This is a genomic window from Gordonia sp. J1A (genome assembly GCF_055393515.1).
The window spans coordinates 459,979-479,077 of record NZ_AP041607.1; the positions used below are offsets into that span (position 1 = coordinate 459,979).

A 19,099-nucleotide genomic window follows, 5' to 3' on the forward strand; every position below is an offset into this window, starting at 1 on the left:
GGAGCGGACTACAGCGGGATGTTGCCGTGCTTCTTCGGCGGCAGCTGCACCATCTTGCGCTCCAGCAGCTTCAGGGCATTCGCGATCTGGCCCCGGGTGTGGCTCGGCGGGATCACCGCGTCGACATAGCCGCGCTCAGCCGCGACGTACGGGTTCACCAGGGTGTCCTCGTACTCCTGCTGCAGTTCCAGGCGCAGTGCGTCGACGTCCTCGCCGTTCGCCTGCGCCTCCTTGAGGCGGTTGCGGTAGACGAAGCCCACCGCGCCCGAGGCGCCCATGACCGCGATCTGAGCGGTCGGCCAGGCCAGGTTCACGTCGGCGCCCATGTGCTTGGAGCCCATGACGTCGTACGCGCCGCCGTAGGCCTTGCGGGTGATGACGGTGATCTTGCCGACCGTCGCCTCGCCGTAGGCGTAGAGCAACTTGGCGCCGCGGCGGATGATGCCGTTGTACTCCTGCTCGGTGCCGGGCAGGAAGCCGGGGACGTCGACCAGGGTGACGATCGGAACGTTGAAGGCGTCGCAGGTGCGCACGAAGCGCGCCGCCTTCTCCGAGGCGTCGATGTCGAGACAGCCGGCGAACTGGGTCGGCTGGTTCGCGACGATGCCGACGCTGCGGCCGTCCACCCGTCCGAAGCCGACGATGACGTTCATCGCACGCTCGGCCTGCACCTCCAGGAACTCCTCGTCGTCGAGGATGTTCCGGATGACGTTGTGCATGTCGTACGGCTGGTTGGGCGAGTCGGGGATGATCGTGTCGAGCGCGAGATCGTCCTCGGTGAGATTGTCCTCGATGGCGCCGACGCGCTCCGGTGCGGGCAGGCGCGGGGCCTCGGCGCGGCAGTTGCTCGGCAGGTAACCCAGCAGTTCCTTGACGTAGTCGAGGGCGTCTTCCTCGTCCTGGCCGACGTAATGGGCGACGCCCGACTTGGTCATGTGCGTGTGCGCGCCGCCCAGGTCCTCCTGAGTGACGTCCTCACCGGTGACGGTCTTGATGACGTCGGGACCGGTCACGAACATCTGGCTGGTCTGGTCGACCATGACCACGAAGTCGGTGAGAGCGGGGGAGTACACGTGGCCACCGGCGTTCGGGCCCATGATCAGCGAGATCTGGGGGATGACGCCGGAGGCGCGGACGTTGCGGCCGAAGATCTCGCCGTACAGGGCGAGGGAGACCACGCCCTCCTGGATGCGGGCGCCCGCACCCTCGTTGATGCCGATCAGGGGGCGGCCGGTCTTGATCGCCAGGTCCATGACCTTGACGATCTTCTCGCCGTACACCTCGCCCAGGCTGCCGCCGAAGACCGCGGCGTCCTGGCTGAACACGCACACCTCGCGGCCGTCGACGGTGCCGTAGCCGGTGACGACACCGTCGCCCATCGGGCGCCGCTCGGCGAGCCCGAAGTTGGTGGACCGGTGACGCGCCAGCGCGTCGAGTTCGACGAACGAACCCTCGTCGAGAAGGTGGGTGATGCGCTCGCGTGCGGTGAGTTTGCCCTTGGCGTGAACCTTCTCCGCAGCGGCTTCGCCGACCGGGAACTCGGCCTCGGCGAGGCGGTTGCGCAGATCGGCGAGCTTGCCCGCCGTGGTGTGGATGTCCGGCGCAGCGCCGTCGTCGCGTGAAGCAGTCGTCATGGGATCCGATGCTAACGACCGACACCTATGCGAGGTCAACCGCGCCGATAATGTGAGAATATCCTCACATTCGAGATCACTGCGGAAGCGGTGCTGTGAGTGTATTCACTCGCGGGCCCGTAAAGTGCTCGTACATGAGCAACGACGTGCCCGATCAGGAAATCCTCGCCGAACAGCTGTCGGACACGCGGTGGCGCGCCGTGGAGGTGATCGCCGAGACCGGCTCGACCAATGCCGATCTGATTGCGCGAATCGATGCCGGGGAAGACGTCGACGGCATTGTTTTGATCGCCGCGCGGCAGACCTCGGGCCGCGGCAGGCATGCGCGGGTATGGGAGACACCGCCCGGACAACTCGCCGTCTCGGCTGCCATCGCGGTCGACGCCGATGCGATTCGCAGCCTCGGCTGGTTGTCGTTGCTCACCGGCCTCGCCGTCCACGACGCCGTCTCCGCACTCACCGGAACCGGTCTCGAGCTCAAGTGGCCCAACGATGTCCTCGCACCCGGTGGCGGCAAGCTGTCGGGCATCCTTTCGGAGTTCCGGCTCACCGGCGACGGCGGGGGCGTGGCGGTGATCGGCACCGGACTGAACCTGGATCTGCCCGCCGGGTCGGCGCCCGACACGGCGGCCTCGATCAGTGGCCTCGCCGACGCGCCGGTGGACCAGACCCGAGTCGCGGCCGCGTATCTGCGGGCGTTGTCCGAGCGGCTCGCGGACTGGCCCGACCGCATCGACGTCCTCGCCGGGAACTATCGCAGCGTCAGCGCCACCCTGGGGTCACGGGTCCGGCTGATCCTGCCCGGCGACGTCGAGGTGGTCGGTATCGCCACCGACATCGACGACGAGGGGCGGGTGATCGTCGACGGTCCGGACGGTCCGGTCACGGCGTCGGCGGGCGACGTCACGCATCTGCGGCCCGTCGACTAGCGCCGGACACCTCTAGCTGCGTTTGCGGTCGCTGCTGGCGCGGCCCATCGTCGGGATCAGCGTCAGCACCGGCAAGCCGATGATCAGGTGCAGCACCGCGGTGCCGATGCCGGACGAGATCTGCTCCGACAGCAGCAGCGGAAGGATCACCGCGGCGGCGATCAGCAGCCCGACGATCCATCGGTAGAACTGATTGGGCGCAGGCGTACCCACCTGCAGCAGGTACCACAGGGCGCCGGCGACGATCGCGGCGACGAACCCGGTGACGGCGAACCACACCTCGTCCTGTGCGAGCGGATTCCAGATGCCGAACCGGCCCGACTCGTTGATCTTCTGGGTGACGGCGCGGATCACCCAGGCGGCGAGCCAAGCGGCCAGCCCCGTGACCACTCCGGTCATCAGAACGCCTCCGCAGAACATCAGCGGGTCGATGTCCGGGCCGCGGCGGCGGGGTGTGGCGGGCGGCTGACTGTACTGGGCGTCGTACCCGGTCTGGCCGTAGTCGCCGGCCTCGGTGTACTGCCCGTAATCGTTCGGCCGGCTGTAGGCACGCGTCGCCGGCGGCTGAGGCGGACGGTGGTTCGGGTCGCGCGGATCGTTGTACGTCATGGTCCTTGCCTGTTGTTGCTGCTCGGTATCGCTGCGGTCGTGAGGCCAGATCCGCCCCAGTGTAGCGCCGATATCAGGCCCTCCTAAGAATCCGGCACTAAGGTGAAACGCCATGGGTTACCCGCGCGAGAACCTTGCGCCCGGCGAGGTGGTGGTCATACACCGGCATCCGCACTGGAAGAGCCTGCTGGTGCCGGTGCTGATCTTCTGGGCGGTGACCGCTGCCGCGGGAGTCGCGGTCGGTTACGCCCAGACGTCCGCAATGGCCGACCGGGCCGCGTTGTGGGTCACCGCCGTCGTCGTCGCGATCTGGGCGGCGGCCGTGGCGTGGTTCCTCATCCGGCCGCTGATCTCGTGGAAGACCACTCATTTCGTCGTCACCGACCGTCGGGTCATCTACCGCAGCGGCGTCCTGACCAGGTCCGGAATCGACATTCCGATCCGCAGGATCAACACCGTCGAGTTCCGGCACGGGGTGATCGACCGGATCCTCCGCACCGGCACTCTGGTGATCGAATCGGCATCCGACGAGCCGCTCGCCTTCCATGACATCCCGCAGGTGGAGGCGGTGCACGCTCAGCTCTACCAGGAGCTGCTCGACGAGGACGACGACGCGCTGACGGGCCGCGTCGACGAGTGGCGCCGATGATGAGGTCGCGAGCGGTGCTCCTGGCCGAGGACGACGCGGCCATCGCCGAGCCGCTGGCCCGAGCGCTGAGCCGGGAGGGCAACGACTGCGAGATCGCGGCCACCGGTCCCGAGGCGCTGGAGAAGGTGCGCAGCGGCGACTACGGACTGCTCATCCTCGATCTCGGCCTGCCCGGGATGGACGGTCTGGAGGTGTGCCGCCGGATCCGCTCCGAACTGCCGCAACTGCCCGTGCTGATGCTGACCGCTCGCACGGACGAGGTGGACTTCGTCGTCGGTCTCGATGCGGGCGCCGACGACTACGTCGGCAAGCCCTTCCGCCTGGCCGAGTTGCTCGCGCGCGTGCGCGCGCTGATGCGGCGCAGCGTCACGGCCGTGGAGGGGGAGGAGATCCTCGACAGCGGCGACATCCAGCTCGACCCGCGGGCTCGGCGCGTGGTGGTGGACGGCGAGGATCTGACGCTGGCGAACCGGGAGTTCGATCTGCTCCGCTTCCTGATGGAGCGGTCGGGCGAAGTGGTGTCGCGCGACGAGATCATGGACGCGGTGTGGGGGTCGACGGATCTGCGGTCGTCGAAGACGCTCGACATGCACATCTCCTGGATCCGGCGGAAGATCGGCGACGACCGTCCCAAGAATCGCAGACACATCGTGACCGTGCGCGGTGTCGGCTTCCGGTTCGACCCGTAGGAGCCGTGTGCGTCGTCGAATCCTGAAGATGATGATCGCGTCCCTCGTGGCGATGGGCGTGATGTTCGGCGTGCCGATGACCATCATCACCTGGGACTGGTTCTCCACCTCCGCTCACCAGGACCTCTCCGAGCGGCTCAAACGCATGAGCGAGCACGTGCTCGCGGAGGAGGCCGCCGGCCGCGCCGTATCCCCGCACGATCTGGATCTCGAACAGTTCCGTCTGCTGGTGCCGCCGAACGGTCGCCTCACGCTCACCTATCGCGTTCGCGATCGGGACGCGCCCGGCGGCTACCAGCGCGGGATCCGCCAGATCGGCCATGTCTTCGACGGCGCGGCGGTTTCGGAGTCGGTCAATCTCGGCCGCGACGTGGACCTGACGCTCGCGATACCGCAGGAGGACGTCCGTCCGACCCAGTTGCTGGCGGTGCTGACCCTGCTGCTGGCGATCCTGGTCGCCGTCGTCGGCGGTGCGGTGGTGGCCGTCCTCACGGCGCGGCGGCTGTCGGAGCCGCTGTCGGACGTCGCGCGCCGCGCCGCCGCGATGGGTCGGGGCGACTTCTCCTCCGACTGGCCTGCATACGGCATCGATGAGCTCGATCGGGTCTCGGCGGCGCTGGCTGACGCCAATGACGAGATCGTCCTGCGGCTCGAGCGCGAGGGCGAGATCATCGGGGACGTCTCCCACCAGCTGCGCAGCCGGCTCACCGCGATCGGGCTGCGGCTCGACGAGTTGACCCTGCACCGCGATCCGGCAGTGGTCGCCGAGGCCGAGGCGGGACTGGCGCAGGTGGAACGGCTCGCCGACGAACTGGACGAGATGATCGCGGCCTCGCGTGCGGATCCCAAGGCGCGGGTCGCGATCGACGTCACGTCGGTCGTTCAAACCCTGGTGCGCGATTTCGAGCCCGCGTATCGAGCGGCCGGGCGGTCGGTGCGGATGGCGGTCGACGAACCGGTCCCGCACACCTACGGTCGTCCGGGCCGCCTCCGCGAGGCGCTGAGCGTGCTCGTCGACAACGCACTGGTCCACGGGGGCGGGGAGTGCGTCGTCCGGGTCGGGGTGCTGACATCGCGCGAGATGGTCCGCGTCACGGTGTCGGACGCCGGCGCCGGCGTGCCCGACGAGGTGGTACCGGAGATGTTCCGCCGGGGTGTGTCGGGCGGGGGACGGAACGGGCTGGGTCTGTCACTGGCCCGCGCCCTGGTGGAGGCCGACGGCGGTCGGCTCGATCTGGTGTCGCGGCGGCCCGCGGTGTTCGCGGTGGTGGCGCCGCTGCATCCGGCGAGCGGTGCGTCCTACGGCGAGGAGTCAGACGCCGGCGGCGGTGCCGGTGCGGACGGCGGTGGGGCAGATGGCGACGGGACAGGCGGCGACGGGTCGACGCTCACGCATGTCCGAGTTCCTCATCGCTGAGTTCCTCGGACGTGGGGTTGACGTCGGTGGATCCGCCTTCGCCGCCGCGCGGCTGCTCGTCGGGGAAGGCGAACCGCCGCAGCGCCCAGAACCGGAAGACCATCTGGAGCAGGTTGCCGATCACGAAGGCGAGCAGGAAGTCGAAGATCGCGAGTTCGAGGCCGACCAGGTTCTCGCGCATGTTGAAGACGTTGTTCGCGATCCAGATCGGCGCGGCGGCGATCAGGACGGCGATGCCGCTGATGGCGAAGAACAGGAGCGCCTCGTGGTGCTTCTCGCGTCCGCCGCGGTTCTTGAACGCCCACTCGCGGTTGAGGACATAGCTCAGGATCGTGGCGACCACGCCGGAGATCACCTTGGCCACCGTCGGCTTCGGTTCGAGAACGCTGAGGGCGAGTGCGTAGTAGACCGCCATGTCGACCACGAATGTGGTGCCGCCGACGATCGCGAACTTGATCAGTTCGCTGTGCTTGAGCACCAGCCGTCGCACGGGCTCCGGCAGTCGCTTCACTGCCCCGTCAATTGTCGGCACAAGGTTCGAGTGTACGTAATCTGGCCCGCCGAATTGTCACCGACCGGCCGGGGTGCGCGTGTCCGCGGCCGGGCATGACAACATTGAACGGTGACTTCCAGCCCAGACCGACGTTCCAGCGGCATGCCCACCGTGACCATGATCGGCGGTGGTCAGTTGGCCCGAATGACCCATCAGTCGGCCATCGCCCTCGGTCAGTGCCTGCGGGTTCTGGCGGGCAGCGCCGACGAGCCGGCCGCGCAGGTGAGCGCGAACGTGGTGCTCGGCTCGCACGATGATCTCGACGCCCTCCGCGCCGCCGCCGAAGGGGCGGTCGCGCTCACCTTCGATCACGAGGGAGTTCCGCTCGCTCACCTCGAAGCGCTCGAGGCCGAGGGCGTCGCGGTGCGCCCGCCGTCGAAGGCGCTGCACTTCGCACAGGACAAGCTGGCCATGCGGACCAAACTGTCGGAACTGGGCCTCCCGGTTCCCGACTTCGTCGACCTGTCGGGCGAGGTCGGCGCGGCGCGCTCCGCGCTGATCGCCTTCGGCGAGTCCCACGACTGGCAGGTGGTTCTGAAGGCGGTCCGAGGCGGTTACGACGGTCGCGGAGTGTGGCTCACCGACAACCGCGACGAAGCGTTGCGCGTCTTCGACGACACCTCCTCGGGCGACACCGTGCTCATGGCGGAGCAGAAGGTGGCGATGGTGCGCGAGCTGTCGGCGATGGTGGCACGGTCGCCGTACGGACAGGGCGCCGCGTGGCCGGTCGTCGAAACCGTCCAGCGCAACGGCCAGTGCGCCGTCGTTCTGGCTCCGGCTCCGGGCCTGGACGCCGATGTCGCTCAGCAGGCGCAGCAGATGTCGCTCACGCTGGCCGAGGAACTGGGCGTGGTGGGCGCCATGGCGATGGAGCTGTTCGAGACGACGGACGGCGAACTGGTGGTCAACGAGCTCGCGATGCGCCCGCACAACAGCGGTCACTGGACCATGGACGGCGCCGTCACCTCGCAGTTCGAACAGCATCTGCGCGCGGTTCTCGACTATCCGCTCGGCGATACCGCGGCGCGCGCCGACGTGATCGTGATGGCCAACATCCTGGGGGCGCCGGAGGCTCCGCAGATGTCGATGGACGAGCGCCTGCATCATCTGTTCGCCCGGATGCCCGAGGCCAAGGTCCATCTGTACGGGAAGGGCGAGCGGCCCGATCGCAAGATCGGACACGTCAATGTCGTAGGACGTCCGGGTGAGGGCGTCGACGACGTCCGCGAACGGGCCGAGCGCGCCGCCCAGTGGATGAGCGCGGCCGTGTGGACCGACGGCTGGGATCCGCACGCGGGCTAGTCGGACGTGGTGACACCATCGTGACGCTGCGGTCTCGGTGCGTGAACGAGGGTGTGAAGCCGCCACGGGGTTGAATTGACACCATCGTGGTGTCATGATTGATGTCATGGACCTCGATCAGTACGTCGACGACCTTCAGCGCCGGTTCGGAGCCGCGGCGGAACGTGACCTCTCCGACGCCGCTGACAACGGGGTCGACGACGTCCGCGCCGCCGCGGAGCGTCTCGCGAACAGTATGGACGCCACCATCCGACTCGCCCTGCTCGATGTCCTGTCCGCGGCGGCCGGCGAGATCACTCGTGACCTGGTTCCCGGGTCGGTCGACCTCCGCCTGCGCGGGCGCGAGGTGGACTTCGTAGTCGCAACGCCGCGCACCACCGACGATGCCGACTCGGAGTCCGCGATCGGCGTCGACTTCGACGACACCACCACCTCACGCACCACACTGCGACTCCCGGATGTCCTCAAGGCGCAGGTGGACGAAGCCGCGGCCGCCGAGGGCGTCTCGGTCAACACCTGGCTGGTGCGCGCCGTCGCCTCAGCCCTGAATCCGCGGCGGCGACGATCCGTGCAGCGCGCGTTGCGCACCGGCGGCGACTTCGCCGGCTGGGCGCGCTGACCACTCTCCACACCTTCGCGAACGATCCCATCACCCCGTCTCGACCACGGGGTCGGTCGACTGCACTCTCCGGAAGGCTCTCCCATGCCCACCTACCGCACCCCAGAACCCGTCGATCTCGCCGTGAACCTGCCGCTCGGCCACATCGACGTCATCGCGAGCGACCGCACCGACGCCGTCGTGACCGTATCGCCCAGTAACCCGGACAAACCCGCCGATCAGCGCGGTGCGGCAGCGACCACCGTCGAGTTCGACGGCCGCCGAATCACCGTCCTCGGACCGCGTCCCAGGTTCCGCTTCCTCGGCCCCTCCGAGTCGGTGGACATCACGGTCGAACTCCCGGAGGGCTCGCGATTCACCGCCGAATGCTCCACGGGAGGTGTCCGCGCCACCGGCAGGCTGGCCGCGACCCGGGTGAAGGCGTCCGTCGGTGCCGTCGACCTCGACGCCACCGGCGACCTGTGGCTGCACGCCGCGTACGGCAACGCCACCGTCGGCACGGTCGACGGGTCGGCCGAGGTCGTCGCGGGGCACGGGCAGATCCGGATCGGCACCGTCGCCGGCGACGCCGCACTGAAGTCGTCGTACGGCAGCGTCCACCTCGGCACGGCGCACGCCGCCGTCGAAGCCACTCTCTCGTACGGCGACCTGCACATCGACGGTTCGGCGTCGTCGGTCACCGCGCGCACCGCGTACGGAAGCGTCACCGTCGGTGAGGCGCGCGGCGGCGCTCTCGACCTGGAGAGCAGCTTCGGGACGATCGTCGTCGGCGTCGCCGACGGGGTTCCCGCCTGGCTCGACCTCTCGTCCACTCAAGGACAGCTGCGCAACCGTCTCGACGGTTCCACCGTCCCGTCGACCGGTGAGCATGTGTCCATTCGCGCGCGAACGTTGTACGGCGACATCGAGATTCGGCGCGCCCACTCGGTTTCAGACAGCGCTCGCTCAGTCGAAGACGAAGGAACACGGTCATGACCACGACCATCGCTCCGCCCGCGATCAGGATCCGCGGAATCGAGAAGTCCTATGACGGCCGTTCTGTGCTGCGCGGGGTCGACCTCGACGTCGAGGCGGGCAGCGTCGTCGCACTCCTGGGCGCTAACGGTGCAGGCAAGACGACGCTCGTCCGCATCCTCTCGACGTTGACGCGGCCCGACGCAGGCACCGCCGTCGTCGGCGGCCACGACCTCGCGACCGAGCCCCTCGAGGTTCGCCGGTCGATCAGCCTGACGGGTCAGTTCGCCGCCGTCGACGAGGTACTGACCGGCCGCGAGAACCTGATGCTCATCGCCCGCCTGCGCCACGAGCACGGCCCCGGCGCCGTCGCGGACGGCCTGCTCGAGCGCTTCCGGCTCACCGACGCCGGCGGACGCGCCGTCGCCACGTACTCGGGCGGCATGAGGCGTCGTCTCGACATCGCCATGAGCCTGATCGGTGATCCGTCCGTCATCTTCCTGGACGAACCGACCACCGGACTGGACCCCGAAGCCCGCATCGACGTGTGGGACACCGTCCGCGAACTCGCCGGCCGCGGCACCGCGATCCTCCTGACCACCCAGTATCTCGAGGAGGCCGAACAACACGCCGACCGCACCGCCGTGCTGCACGACGGCCGGATCATCGCGAACGGCACACTCGCCGAACTGAAGCGACTGCTTCCGCCGACCAAGGTCGAATACGTCGAGAAGCAGCCCACCCTCGAGGAGATCTTCCTCGCGCTCACCAGACACCGCACCGAGAACGAAGGCCGGTCATGACCACACACGTCCTCAGCGACACCGGCGCCCTCCTGGGTCGCTCGCTCAAGCACGTCACGCGCAGTGTCGACACCATCGTCACCACCGCGCTCACCCCGATCGCCATGATGCTCCTGTTCGTCTACGTCTTCGGCGGAGCCATCAAGGCGAGCACCGGAACTGCGAGTTACGTCGACTACCTGCTTCCCGGAATCCTGCTGATGGCCATCGCCTCGGGCGTCGCGTACACGGCACTGCGCCTGTTCAACGACCTTCAGAGCGGGCTGTTCGAGCGCTTCGGATCGATGCCGATCGCTCGCGCCGCCGTCCTCTGGGCCCACGTCCTCACCTCGATGGCGGCGAACGCGGTCACGGTGGTCATCATCATCGCGGTCGGACTGGCGATGGGTTTCCGATCGTCCGCGGGACCGCTCGCCTGGCTCGCAGTCGCCGGCATCCTCGCCCTCTTCACGCTGTCGTTGACGTGGATCGCGGTCGTCGCGGGACTGGCCGCCAAGACCGTCGACGGTGCGACCGGGTTCTCGTACCCGCTCATCTTCCTGCCCTTCGTCAGCTCCGCGTTCGTCCCGACCGACACCATGCCCACCCCGGTGCGGGTCTTCGCCGAGCACCAGCCGGTGACCTCCATCGTCGACACCGTCTCCGCGCTGCTCGGCGAGCAGCCCGTCGCCACCGCCGACCTCGTGGCCGCGCTCGCGTGGTGCATCGGGATCGGCGCCATCGCCTACGCGGCGGCGATTCGCCTCTACCGCCGCAAGATCCGGTGATCGCGAAGACGCCGGCCGCCGGCCTTCGAGCCGCTTTCACACCGTGTCGGGGACGACAGCCGGCGTCACCGCGCACGGTTGCCTCGCCTACGCTGTTGAGAATCAGCCCCCGAGAACCTTGGAGACGTCGATGACCGCACCCGCCACCGTGCCCGCACCCCTCGTCGGCCTCATCATGGGCAGTGACTCCGACTGGCCGACGATGCAGGCCGCGGCGGAGGCGCTCGCCGAGTTCGGCATACCGTTCGAGGTCGGCGTGGTCTCGGCGCACCGCACCCCCCAGCGGATGCTCGACTACGCGAAGAACGCCGCGGGACGCGGTATCTCGGTGATCATCGCCGGTGCCGGTGGCGCCGCTCATCTGCCGGGCATGGTCGCGGCGGCCACACCGCTACCGGTGATCGGGGTGCCCGTTCCCCTGAAGTACCTCGACGGGATGGACTCACTGCTGTCGATCGTGCAGATGCCGGCCGGCGTGCCGGTCGCGACGGTGTCGATCGGCGGCGCCCGGAACGCGGGTCTGCTGGCCGCACGCATCCTCGGAGCCTCCGATCCGGCCGTTCAGAGTGCGATGGCGAAGTTCCAAGCCGGACTGGAGGAGATGGTCCTCGAGAAGGACGAGAAGCTGCGCAGGACCCTGCTCGACGGCTGACCGACCGCTACGGGCTCAATGCGGCCACCACGTCGGCCGCCGGGACCGCCTGAGCAGCCCGGAAGCCGGTCCCGGCCCAGAGATTGATGACGTCCGGGTCGGTGGAACCGGCCCGGCGTATACCGCCGGTGAGAGTGTTGACCTGGGGATACACCGGCGGTGCCGCATCACTGTAGGCGGCGATGAACTCGTTCACCAGGCCACGCGCCAAGCGGCCCGAGTACGCCCGGGTGGTGACGGTCTCGGTGAAGCGCGGGTCGGCGAGGGCGTCCCGGTGCGCCTGTTTGGTGCCGGCCTCGGGGCAGCGGAGCAGAAGCGTCCCCACCTGCACGGCGGCGGCGCCCGCCTCGAGCAGTGCGATCGCGTCGTCGCGGGAGGCGACGCCGCCCGCAGCGATCACCGGCAGGCCCGCCGCGTCAGCAACACCGGTGAGGAGGGGCAGCGTGTCGATGCCCGGGTCGGCGTCGAGGATGCCGAACGTGCCGCGGTGTCCGCCCGCCGACACGCCCTGGGCGCAGAGCGCGTCCACTCCGGACTCTCGCGCGATCAGCGCCTCGTCGACACAGGTGACGGTCCCGACCACGAAGACCTCCGCGGCGTGCAGTCGTGCCACCGTGGCGGCGTCGGGACAGCCGAAGGTGAACGAGGCGACGGGCACGCGCTCGTCGATCAGCACCTGGACCTTGGCGTCGAAGTGGTCGTCGGTGAACGGAACGTGCTCGGGCAGCGGTGCGCCCAGCCGCTCGGCGAGCGGGGCGAGCCGGTCGCGGTACTCGGCGAAGGCCGCTTCGTCGAACGGGATCTCCTCGGGCACGAACAGATTGACGCCGAACGGCGCATCGGTCAGCGCGGCGATCGCGCGGATGTCCTCACGGAGTCGTTCGGGCGTGAGATAGGCGCCACCGTAGAAGCCGAGACCACCCGCGCCGGAGACGGCTGCGGTGAGTTCCGGCGTCGACGTGCCTCCGGCCATCGGAGCGCCCGCGATCGGAACGCCGAGCAGACCGAGATCGAACATCATTCACTCTCCTTTCGGAACCCGGACGATCTCCAGGCTCACCTCGCTGCGCAGGACGAATCCCATCGCCTCGTACAGGCTGCGCGCCGGATTCTCCGCCGTCGTGTGCAGAAAGGGCAGGTCGCCGTCGTCGACGATGACCTGAGCCACCGCGGCGACGAGTCTGCGTGCCAGTCCGCGTCCGCGTGCCTCCGGATGGGTGCACACCGCGCTGATCTCCACCCAGCCGGGAAGCCGCAGCCGCTGACCCGCCATGGCGAGCAGCCGGCCGTCGCCGTCCCGGTAGCCGAGGTAGACGCCCATCTCGACGGTGCGCGGGAGAAAGGGCCCGGGCTTGGTCAGTGTCACCAGCTCGGTCATCTCGGCCACGTCCGGCGGGCCGAGCCGGACGAGTTCCGGGTCGGGTCGCCGTTCGGTGTCCTCACCGGAGTACTGCACCAGATCGAAGGTCTCGACGTGCCGCCAACCCGGGGGCGCCGGGGTCCGGCAGTCGCGCAGGCCGACGGTGTTCCCGGGTCCGGCCAGCGCTGCCATGTCGACCCAGTCGGCGTCGGTCATCTCGCGCGGATGACCGAAGAACACCGAGACCTCCGGCTCGAACGCACTGATGCGGCCGCGCCGCCGGGCGAACCGCTCCTGCCGCCCGGTCAGAGCGCAGGTGAACGGATCGTCGAGCGGCGTCAGATCGACGGTGCCCGTCATTCGACTTCCAGCTTCCGGCGGAAGAACGCGATGACCGCCTCGAGCGTGTCGTGCGTCGGCTGTCCGGGTTGGTCGATCAGGTGCTCGGTGAGCACCGAGTGCGGCGGAATCAACGCGTCCGGGGCAGCGGCGTCGTCGGGCAGGTCGACGCCGATGAAGGCGTCGCCGAGCTGTTCTCGCAGAAAATCGAAGCGGCTGCCCGGGACCAGCCGGTCGCCCTCGAACCGGGCACCCATCACCTGCAGTCCCCGCGCGCAGCGGACCTTAACGGTCTCCAGATCGCCGGGCGAGATGTCGATGGTCCTGCGCCGTGCGGGCGTGAGGCCCACCGGCAGCGAGGGCTGCGACAGCACGGGCGCCAGCATGGTGTCGTCGACCGCCATCGCGAGTGCGAAGCCGCCGGTGACGCACATGCCGACGGCGCCCACGCCGGGGCCGCCGCACTCGGCGTGGGCCCGTCGCGCGAGGGCACGCAGCCAGGACACCACCGGCGACGACCGCCCCGTGGCGAAGACGGTGAACTCCCGGCTGACGCATACCCGGCCGAGCGCTCGGGCCATCAGCGCACCGGTCCGGGCCGGTCCGGTCACACCGCCGGGGAACGGATCGGCACCGTCGACGCCGAACAGCGAGGGGACGTACACCGTGCAGCCCGCGTCGCTGACCCGGCGGGCGAAGGCGGCGACCTTCGGTGTGATGCCGGGGATCTCGGGGATCACGATCACCGCCGGGCCCGATCCGCGGCGGTAGTACCGGTGGGTGACGCCGTCGTCGGTGAACTCTGCGCGGTCGAAGCCGTCGAGTGCGTCGGTCATGCTTCGACGAGGCGGCCGTAGAGCACTGATTCGGACAGCTTGGCCGGAATCCGAGCGGACTTCACGACGTCGGGGGAGTCGGACGGGATCACCCGCACGCCGGCCACCTTCAGCTCCCTACCGCTGCGGACGAGCGTGAACTCGCCGGCGGCGAGCACGTTCTTGACCCAGTCGGAGTCGGCGCCGTAGTTCAGTGCGATGCTGATGCGGCCGGCGTCGACGAAGGCCAGGACCGGCGTGCGGTAGCGGCGGTTCGACTTGCGCCCGACGTGTTCGACGATCGCCCACGGTGCGATCCGTCCCGCCCACAGTCCTTGGATCGGATTGGTCACGTACTTGTTGACGAGCGCCACGGCATGCGGAACCTTCATGTTCTCCAGCTTGCCGTATCGACGAGCGGTCGGCGAGGCCGAGGCATGAGGCGAGGGGATCTGCGCGATAATGTCGGCATGGCGACGACCGACCAGGTGCACACCGATCCCGCGGAGTTCGCCGCGCACGTGGTGGCGGAATCGATCCGCCTGTTCTCCGAACGCGGCTACGAAGCCACACCGGTCGACGAGGTCGCCGCCGCCGCCGGCGTGTCGCGCCGGACCCTGTTCCGGCAGTTCCGGTCCAAAGAGGACCTCATCTTCGCCGACCACGAGTCCCTGCTCGAACAGGTCACCGACTTGCTGCGAGGCGAGGAAGAGGCGGGCACCGATCCCTGGTGGGCGGTGTGTGCCGCGGCCGAGCTCGTCTTCGCGCACTTCGCGACGCTCCGCGATCTCGCGGTCCGGCGCTATCAGGTGGTGGCGCGGGTGCCTGCCTTGCGCGACCGGGAGCTGGTCACCACCTACCGCTATCAGCGCAAGTTCGAGGAGTTCCTCCGCCGCGCTCTGCCGGATGTGCCGCGGGTGCGGATCGTGGCCTTCGCCGCCGCCGTGACCGGCGCCCACAACTATCTGTTGCGGTCGATGGTCCGCGGCGACGAGAACGCCACCGCCGAGACCCTGCGGCGGGAGTTGCTCGCGATCTACGGCGTGGTCGGTGAGTACGCCGATCCGTCGTCGGCCTCCGCTCCCGAGGTCGCGGTGGTCAGCTTTCCGGCCGGGACCACGCCCGATGAGGTCGCGGAGGCGGTGCGGAGGCAATTGACGCGGCACCCAGTGCCGTGATGCACTTATCGAGAAGACGATCACGGCACTGAGTGACAGGGCTCGTAGCGCCGGTTTAAGGAGAAACGATGGGCAAGTTCGGGAACCCCGATTTCGACCTCTTCCAGCTCCCGGAGGAGCACCAGGCGCTGCGCGAGGCCATCCGCGCGCTCGCCGAGAAGGAGATCGCACCGCACGCCAAGGACGTCGACGAGAAGGCTCGCTTCCCGGAGGAGGCGCGCGCCGCACTCGTGGCCAGCGGCTTCAACGCGGTGCACGTTCCCGAGCAGTTCGACGGGCAGGGTGCGGACTCGGTCGCGGCCTGCATCGTGATCGAAGAGGTTGCGCGCGTGGACGTCTCGGCGTCGCTGATCCCCGCGGTCAACAAGCTCGGCACCATGGGCCTGATCCTGTCGGGCTCGGACGAGCTCAAGGCCAAGGTGCTGCCGTCGATCGCCTCGGGTGAGGCCATGGCGTCGTACGCACTGTCGGAGCGCGAGGCCGGATCGGACGCCGCCTCGATGAAGACGCGCGCCCGCAAGGACGGCGACAGCTGGGTGCTCAACGGCTCCAAGTGCTGGATCACCAACGGCGGCAAGTCCACCTGGTACACCGTCATGGCGGTCACCGACCCGGAGAAGGGCGCCAACGGCATCTCCGCGTTCATGGTCCACAAGGACGACCCCGGTTTCACGGTGGGCCCGCTGGAGCACAAGCTCGGAATCAAGGGCAGCCCCACCGCGGAGCTGTACTTCGAGAACTGCACCATTCCCTCCGACCGGATCATCGGCGACGAGGGCACCGGCTTCAAGACCGCTCTGGCCACCCTGGATCACACCCGTCCCACCATCGGCGCGCAGGCCGTCGGCGTGGCGCAGGGCGCCCTCGACGCGGCCATCGCGTACGTCAAGGACCGCAAGCAGTTCGGCAAGACCATCAGCCAGTTCCAGGGCGTCGAGTTCATGCTCGCCGACATGGCGATGAAGGTGGAGGCCGCGCGTCTGATGGTCTACACCGCCGCCGCTCGTGCCGAGCGCGGCGAGGGCAACCTCGGCTTCATCAGCTCGGCGTCCAAGTGCCTGGCGTCGGATGTCGCGATGGAGGTCACGACCGACGCCGTTCAGCTCTTCGGCGGTGCGGGATACACCACCGACTTCCCGGTCGAGCGCATGATGCGCGATGCCAAGATCACCCAGATCTACGAGGGCACCAACCAGATCCAGCGCGTCGTCATGAGCCGCGCGCTGCTGCGCGGCTGAACCCGGCCGGACCGTCGAATGCGCGGGCCGGCCGCCGTCCCGACCGAGAGGTCAGCGGGTGGCGGCCGGCCCGCGCATTCGTGTCGGTCAGGTCCGGACGACGGTGGCCTTCTCGGTCTCGGCGATCGCCCGCAGACGGGAGTCCTCGACGTCCCCCGCGACGACGACGAGAGACGCCCCGGACAACAGCGGAGCGGCGAGGTTCGCGACGACGTCGGTCACGGTGCGCCATCCGCGGGTGGTGAGCAGTCGGTCGGCCGGATCGAGCCCGCCGTCGGCGGCCGAGAGCACCTGCGCCACCGTCACCTCGTCGACGGCGTCCCGCCCGGAACCCGCCGGGACGAACTGGTCACCGTGCGCGCGCACCGACTCGCCGAAGTCCTCGACGCCGACCGGGAGGTCGCGCACGCCCATGGCGAACGGATCCAGGGGAACCGCGATCACCTCGTCGGTGTCGTGCTCGTCGACCCGCTCCCGCGAGGTGAAGGTCGCGCGGTCGTCGGCCGCGTCGTCGCTCAGGTCGACGGCGACGCCCGCCCACCACGCACCGAGCAGAACGGCCGCGGTCTGCCAGTGTTCCGGCAGATCCACCCGCACGCGGTCGCCGGGCGCCAGGCCCAGCCCGTCCCGCAGGTAGTTCGCGATCTTGGCGGCCCAGTTGCCCAGCGTCGCACCGGAGAGCTCGGTGCGCTCGCCGGTCGACTCGTTGTAGTAGGTCAGCATCGGCCGCGCATGGTCGGGCACGGCCGCGAAGATCGCGCCCGTGACGGTGTCGTGGCTCATCGAGTGTCCTCGCTTATCGTGTCCGGCTCCGGCGACCGCCGGAGCTAGTTGACGCAGACCGGTCCGTCGCCGTCGGCCTTGATGACCGGGGACGGGCGCTTGGACGACGGCGCCGACGACGACCCCGAGTCCGAACCGCTGTCGCCGCCGGTGTCGGAGACCGCACCGAGACCGTAGTTGTAGGTGTTCGTCAGCACCAGCCGGAGCTTGTCCTCGGGGAGCGACGAGTCCTCGCGGATCTCGATGGGGCCCGCCTTGAGGTCCTTCACCAGTTGCTTGGCGCCCTCGTTGTCCTTCGAATCGGCGAAGATCAGCGAATCGAATTCGTTCATCGGTTTGCTCGACGTGGCGCCCTGCTGGTAGCCGAGGCCGCTCAGCAGCCGCATCACGTTGGACGCCAGACCGTCCACGGTGCCCGCGTTCACCACGTCGACGGTGTAGTCCGAGCGGGGATTCTCCGATCCGGCCTTCGATGTGCGGCCGAGCTGCCGGTCGACGAAGGCGTGGACCGCCTGCGGGTCGACCTTCAACACGCTCTGCGTCCCGTCATCGCTCCAGGCCTGATCGTCTTCGATCGGGATCGTCGTGAACTTCACGTTGCCGCCGGTGAGGTCCTTCAGATTCTCTGCGAACGAGAGGACGTCCCAGCCGTCGTCGATCATCACCGAGCGCGACACGGCATCCTGCAACTCCTGGAGTTTGCCCGCGTTGGTCAGTGTCTGCGTCGAGAGGATCTTCTGCGCCAGCGAAGCCATGTACACCTGCTGTCGCGTGATCCGGTCCAAGTCGCCGCGAGGGAGATCGTGGCGCTGCCGGACGAAGCTGAGCGCCTTCGGACCGTTCAGCGTCTGCCGGCCGGCGCGGAACTTGGCGCCCGAGAAGGGCTCGTCGACCGCATTCTTGAGACACACGTCCACTCCGCCGACGGCATCGGTGAGCAGCGCGAATCCCAGCAGTCCCACCTCCGCGTAGTGGTCGACGGTGATGCCGGTCAGATTCGCGACGGAATCGATCAGGGCCTTGCGCCCGGCCTTGGTCCCGTCCTTCTCTGCCTGCTCCTCGCTGGTGCCCTGCTCCACCTCGCGCTCGCGGACGCCCTCCTTGGTGGCGCCGTAGGCGGCGTTGATCTTGCTCATGCCGATCCCGGGGACGTCGACGTACGCATCGCGGGGGATCGAGATGGCGGTGGCCTTGGACCCGTCGGTCGGGATGCGCACCAGGACGATGGTGTCGGTGCTGGTGCTGACGTCGCCGCCCACCCGCAGCCATTTGAGCTCCTGCTCCGAGAGCGGGTTGCCCTTCGCATCCACTCGGGAGTCGGTGCCGACGAGGAGGATGTCGATGGCGCCGTCGTCACCGCCGCCGAGGCCGAGGTCTCCCAGCAGCGTGACGGCCCCGTTGAGGCTGCGCACTTTCGCCCAGCCCAGCCCCGTGACGACCAGTGTCATCACGGTGACGAGGGCGATCAGTGCCCGGCCGATGTTCTTCGGTGCGATCCCGGCGATCGGGCGGGTCGTCCAGAGTTTGAGGGCGGCGCGGAAGCTGCCCGGCGGTGGACCGGAGGGCCGCGTGCGCGTCCGGGCGCCGTGGCGCGCGGCCCGGTCCGTCTTGCTGCGGGGGTCGGTGCTGCGGGGGCGTCGGCGGGGCCGCGTGTGGATCTCCTCGGAGGTCCGGCGGGACCGGGTGCCCGCACCCGTGCGCGTCGGCACGGACCGCCGCGTCGAGGGCTCCCCGGCACGGCCGCCGGAAACGGCGCCGGCGTCGGTGTCCTCGGGCTCTGCCGAGCCGTCGCGTCGTGACTCCACCTGT

General features: G+C 69.1%; 21 protein-coding genes. 12 read left to right on the forward strand and 9 right to left on the reverse strand.

Annotated features, from left to right (window positions below; genetic code table 11):
- Window positions 1-8: 8 nt before the first annotated feature.
- A complete protein-coding gene (locus tag ACZ5QD_RS02170; RefSeq protein WP_062367543.1) occupies window positions 9-1,634 on the reverse strand; it encodes an acyl-CoA carboxylase subunit beta in 1,626 nt (541 codons plus the stop codon).
- Between the two features lie 134 nt (window positions 1,635-1,768).
- Between ACZ5QD_RS02170 and ACZ5QD_RS02175 the strand changes: the two genes are divergently transcribed.
- Complete coding sequence (locus tag ACZ5QD_RS02175) at window positions 1,769-2,563, forward strand: biotin--[acetyl-CoA-carboxylase] ligase (protein ID WP_006896477.1); 795 nt, start codon at window positions 1,769-1,771, stop codon at window positions 2,561-2,563.
- A 12-nt stretch (window positions 2,564-2,575) separates the two neighbouring features.
- Here ACZ5QD_RS02175 and ACZ5QD_RS02180 read toward each other — a convergent pair whose 3' ends face one another.
- The gene (locus ACZ5QD_RS02180; protein ID WP_006896476.1) at window positions 2,576-3,172 is read right to left on the reverse strand and encodes a hypothetical protein; all 597 of its coding nucleotides are present in this window, start codon (window positions 3,170-3,172) and stop codon (window positions 2,576-2,578) included.
- A gap of 112 nt (window positions 3,173-3,284) precedes the next feature.
- On the opposite strand from ACZ5QD_RS02180, the gene ACZ5QD_RS02185 reads away from it, so the two are divergent.
- Genes ACZ5QD_RS02185 through ACZ5QD_RS02195 form a run of 3 tightly spaced genes read left to right on the forward strand, consistent with a single transcriptional unit; the run spans window position 3,285 to window position 5,927 of the window.
- A complete protein-coding gene (locus tag ACZ5QD_RS02185; RefSeq protein ID WP_006896475.1) occupies window positions 3,285-3,821 on the forward strand; it encodes a PH domain-containing protein in 537 nt (178 codons plus the stop codon).
- On the forward strand, window positions 3,818-4,510 hold the full coding sequence (locus tag ACZ5QD_RS02190) for a response regulator transcription factor (protein ID WP_197078082.1): 693 nt from the start codon (window positions 3,818-3,820) through the stop codon (window positions 4,508-4,510). The genes ACZ5QD_RS02185 and ACZ5QD_RS02190 overlap by 4 nt, the downstream gene beginning before the upstream one ends.
- Before the next feature lie 7 nt (window positions 4,511-4,517).
- On the forward strand, window positions 4,518-5,927 hold the full coding sequence (locus tag ACZ5QD_RS02195; protein WP_464367083.1) for a HAMP domain-containing sensor histidine kinase: 1,410 nt from the start codon (window positions 4,518-4,520) through the stop codon (window positions 5,925-5,927).
- On the opposite strand, the gene ACZ5QD_RS02200 is transcribed toward ACZ5QD_RS02195, so the two are convergent.
- Window positions 5,899-6,459, reverse strand: coding sequence for a GtrA family protein (locus tag ACZ5QD_RS02200; protein WP_464367084.1), 561 nt, complete (start codon window positions 6,457-6,459; stop codon window positions 5,899-5,901). The two genes, ACZ5QD_RS02195 and ACZ5QD_RS02200, sit on opposite strands and share 29 nt — an antisense overlap.
- A gap of 90 nt (window positions 6,460-6,549) precedes the next feature.
- Between ACZ5QD_RS02200 and ACZ5QD_RS02205 the strand changes: the two genes are divergently transcribed.
- The 6 genes from ACZ5QD_RS02205 to purE all read left to right on the forward strand — a co-directional run bounded on the left by ACZ5QD_RS02205 (window position 6,550) and on the right by purE (window position 11,577).
- Window positions 6,550-7,782: a 5-(carboxyamino)imidazole ribonucleotide synthase gene (locus ACZ5QD_RS02205; RefSeq protein WP_278126801.1), complete on the forward strand. Its 1,233-nt coding sequence runs from the start codon at window positions 6,550-6,552 to the stop codon at window positions 7,780-7,782.
- A gap of 106 nt (window positions 7,783-7,888) precedes the next feature.
- Window positions 7,889-8,401, forward strand: coding sequence for a histidine kinase (locus ACZ5QD_RS02210; RefSeq protein ID WP_341338674.1), 513 nt, complete (start codon window positions 7,889-7,891; stop codon window positions 8,399-8,401).
- An 84-nt stretch (window positions 8,402-8,485) separates the two neighbouring features.
- Window positions 8,486-9,376, forward strand: a complete 891-nt coding sequence (locus ACZ5QD_RS02215; protein ID WP_222111029.1) for a DUF4097 family beta strand repeat-containing protein — start codon at window positions 8,486-8,488, stop codon at window positions 9,374-9,376.
- Window positions 9,373-10,158: an ABC transporter ATP-binding protein gene (locus ACZ5QD_RS02220; RefSeq protein WP_278126806.1), complete on the forward strand. Its 786-nt coding sequence runs from the start codon at window positions 9,373-9,375 to the stop codon at window positions 10,156-10,158. Before ACZ5QD_RS02215 ends, ACZ5QD_RS02220 begins: the two co-directional genes overlap by 4 nt.
- Window positions 10,155-10,925: an ABC transporter permease gene (locus ACZ5QD_RS02225; RefSeq protein WP_006896467.1), complete on the forward strand. Its 771-nt coding sequence runs from the start codon at window positions 10,155-10,157 to the stop codon at window positions 10,923-10,925. Before ACZ5QD_RS02220 ends, ACZ5QD_RS02225 begins: the two co-directional genes overlap by 4 nt.
- Before the next feature lie 130 nt (window positions 10,926-11,055).
- On the forward strand, window positions 11,056-11,577 hold the full coding sequence (gene purE, locus ACZ5QD_RS02230; RefSeq protein ID WP_006896466.1) for a 5-(carboxyamino)imidazole ribonucleotide mutase: 522 nt from the start codon (window positions 11,056-11,058) through the stop codon (window positions 11,575-11,577).
- Window positions 11,578-11,584: 7 nt separating this feature from the next.
- Here purE and ACZ5QD_RS02235 read toward each other — a convergent pair whose 3' ends face one another.
- From ACZ5QD_RS02235 to ACZ5QD_RS02250, 4 genes are read right to left on the reverse strand one after another with little or no spacing between them, the layout of a single operon-like run.
- On the reverse strand, window positions 11,585-12,595 hold the full coding sequence (locus ACZ5QD_RS02235; protein WP_039867471.1) for an NAD(P)H-dependent flavin oxidoreductase: 1,011 nt from the start codon (window positions 12,593-12,595) through the stop codon (window positions 11,585-11,587).
- A 3-nt stretch (window positions 12,596-12,598) separates the two neighbouring features.
- A complete protein-coding gene (locus ACZ5QD_RS02240) occupies window positions 12,599-13,297 on the reverse strand; it encodes a GNAT family N-acetyltransferase (protein ID WP_006896464.1) in 699 nt (232 codons plus the stop codon).
- On the reverse strand, window positions 13,294-14,112 hold the full coding sequence (locus ACZ5QD_RS02245; RefSeq protein WP_006896463.1) for a dienelactone hydrolase family protein: 819 nt from the start codon (window positions 14,110-14,112) through the stop codon (window positions 13,294-13,296). The genes ACZ5QD_RS02240 and ACZ5QD_RS02245 overlap by 4 nt, the downstream gene beginning before the upstream one ends.
- On the reverse strand, window positions 14,109-14,483 hold the full coding sequence (locus ACZ5QD_RS02250; protein ID WP_222111031.1) for a nitroreductase family deazaflavin-dependent oxidoreductase: 375 nt from the start codon (window positions 14,481-14,483) through the stop codon (window positions 14,109-14,111). Before ACZ5QD_RS02250 ends, ACZ5QD_RS02245 begins: the two co-directional genes overlap by 4 nt.
- A gap of 78 nt (window positions 14,484-14,561) precedes the next feature.
- Between ACZ5QD_RS02250 and ACZ5QD_RS02255 the strand changes: the two genes are divergently transcribed.
- Together ACZ5QD_RS02255 and ACZ5QD_RS02260 are read left to right on the forward strand one after the other, a co-directional pair.
- Window positions 14,562-15,269: a TetR/AcrR family transcriptional regulator gene (locus ACZ5QD_RS02255; protein ID WP_222111032.1), complete on the forward strand. Its 708-nt coding sequence runs from the start codon at window positions 14,562-14,564 to the stop codon at window positions 15,267-15,269.
- A 68-nt stretch (window positions 15,270-15,337) separates the two neighbouring features.
- Window positions 15,338-16,507: an acyl-CoA dehydrogenase gene (locus tag ACZ5QD_RS02260; protein ID WP_006896460.1), complete on the forward strand. Its 1,170-nt coding sequence runs from the start codon at window positions 15,338-15,340 to the stop codon at window positions 16,505-16,507.
- Window positions 16,508-16,594: 87 nt separating this feature from the next.
- Here ACZ5QD_RS02260 and ACZ5QD_RS02265 read toward each other — a convergent pair whose 3' ends face one another.
- Both ACZ5QD_RS02265 and ACZ5QD_RS02270 read right to left on the reverse strand, forming a co-directional pair.
- Complete coding sequence (locus ACZ5QD_RS02265; RefSeq protein WP_222111033.1) at window positions 16,595-17,290, reverse strand: TIGR03089 family protein; 696 nt, start codon at window positions 17,288-17,290, stop codon at window positions 16,595-16,597.
- A 44-nt stretch (window positions 17,291-17,334) separates the two neighbouring features.
- Complete coding sequence (locus tag ACZ5QD_RS02270) at window positions 17,335-19,095, reverse strand: LCP family protein (RefSeq protein ID WP_222111034.1); 1,761 nt, start codon at window positions 19,093-19,095, stop codon at window positions 17,335-17,337.
- Window positions 19,096-19,099: the final 4 nt, after the last annotated feature.

Coding starts and splice junctions, on each gene's coding strand:
- ACZ5QD_RS02170 (WP_062367543.1), bottom strand. CDS start 1,634: ATGACGACTGCTTCACGCGACGACGGCGCTGCGCCGGACATCCACACC.
- ACZ5QD_RS02175 (WP_006896477.1), top strand. CDS start 1,769: ATGAGCAACGACGTGCCCGATCAGGAAATCCTCGCCGAACAGCTGTCG.
- ACZ5QD_RS02180 (WP_006896476.1), bottom strand. CDS start 3,172: ATGACGTACAACGATCCGCGCGACCCGAACCACCGTCCGCCTCAGCCG.
- ACZ5QD_RS02185 (WP_006896475.1), top strand. CDS start 3,285: ATGGGTTACCCGCGCGAGAACCTTGCGCCCGGCGAGGTGGTGGTCATA.
- ACZ5QD_RS02190 (WP_197078082.1), top strand. CDS start 3,818: ATGATGAGGTCGCGAGCGGTGCTCCTGGCCGAGGACGACGCGGCCATC.
- ACZ5QD_RS02210 (WP_341338674.1), top strand. CDS start 7,889: ATGGACCTCGATCAGTACGTCGACGACCTTCAGCGCCGGTTCGGAGCC.
- ACZ5QD_RS02215 (WP_222111029.1), top strand. CDS start 8,486: ATGCCCACCTACCGCACCCCAGAACCCGTCGATCTCGCCGTGAACCTG.
- ACZ5QD_RS02220 (WP_278126806.1), top strand. CDS start 9,373: ATGACCACGACCATCGCTCCGCCCGCGATCAGGATCCGCGGAATCGAG.
- ACZ5QD_RS02225 (WP_006896467.1), top strand. CDS start 10,155: ATGACCACACACGTCCTCAGCGACACCGGCGCCCTCCTGGGTCGCTCG.
- purE (WP_006896466.1), top strand. CDS start 11,056: ATGACCGCACCCGCCACCGTGCCCGCACCCCTCGTCGGCCTCATCATG.
- ACZ5QD_RS02235 (WP_039867471.1), bottom strand. CDS start 12,595: ATGTTCGATCTCGGTCTGCTCGGCGTTCCGATCGCGGGCGCTCCGATG.
- ACZ5QD_RS02240 (WP_006896464.1), bottom strand. CDS start 13,297: ATGACGGGCACCGTCGATCTGACGCCGCTCGACGATCCGTTCACCTGC.
- ACZ5QD_RS02245 (WP_006896463.1), bottom strand. CDS start 14,112: ATGACCGACGCACTCGACGGCTTCGACCGCGCAGAGTTCACCGACGAC.
- ACZ5QD_RS02250 (WP_222111031.1), bottom strand. CDS start 14,483: ATGAAGGTTCCGCATGCCGTGGCGCTCGTCAACAAGTACGTGACCAAT.
- ACZ5QD_RS02255 (WP_222111032.1), top strand. CDS start 14,562: ATGGCGACGACCGACCAGGTGCACACCGATCCCGCGGAGTTCGCCGCG.
- ACZ5QD_RS02260 (WP_006896460.1), top strand. CDS start 15,338: ATGGGCAAGTTCGGGAACCCCGATTTCGACCTCTTCCAGCTCCCGGAG.
- ACZ5QD_RS02265 (WP_222111033.1), bottom strand. CDS start 17,290: ATGAGCCACGACACCGTCACGGGCGCGATCTTCGCGGCCGTGCCCGAC.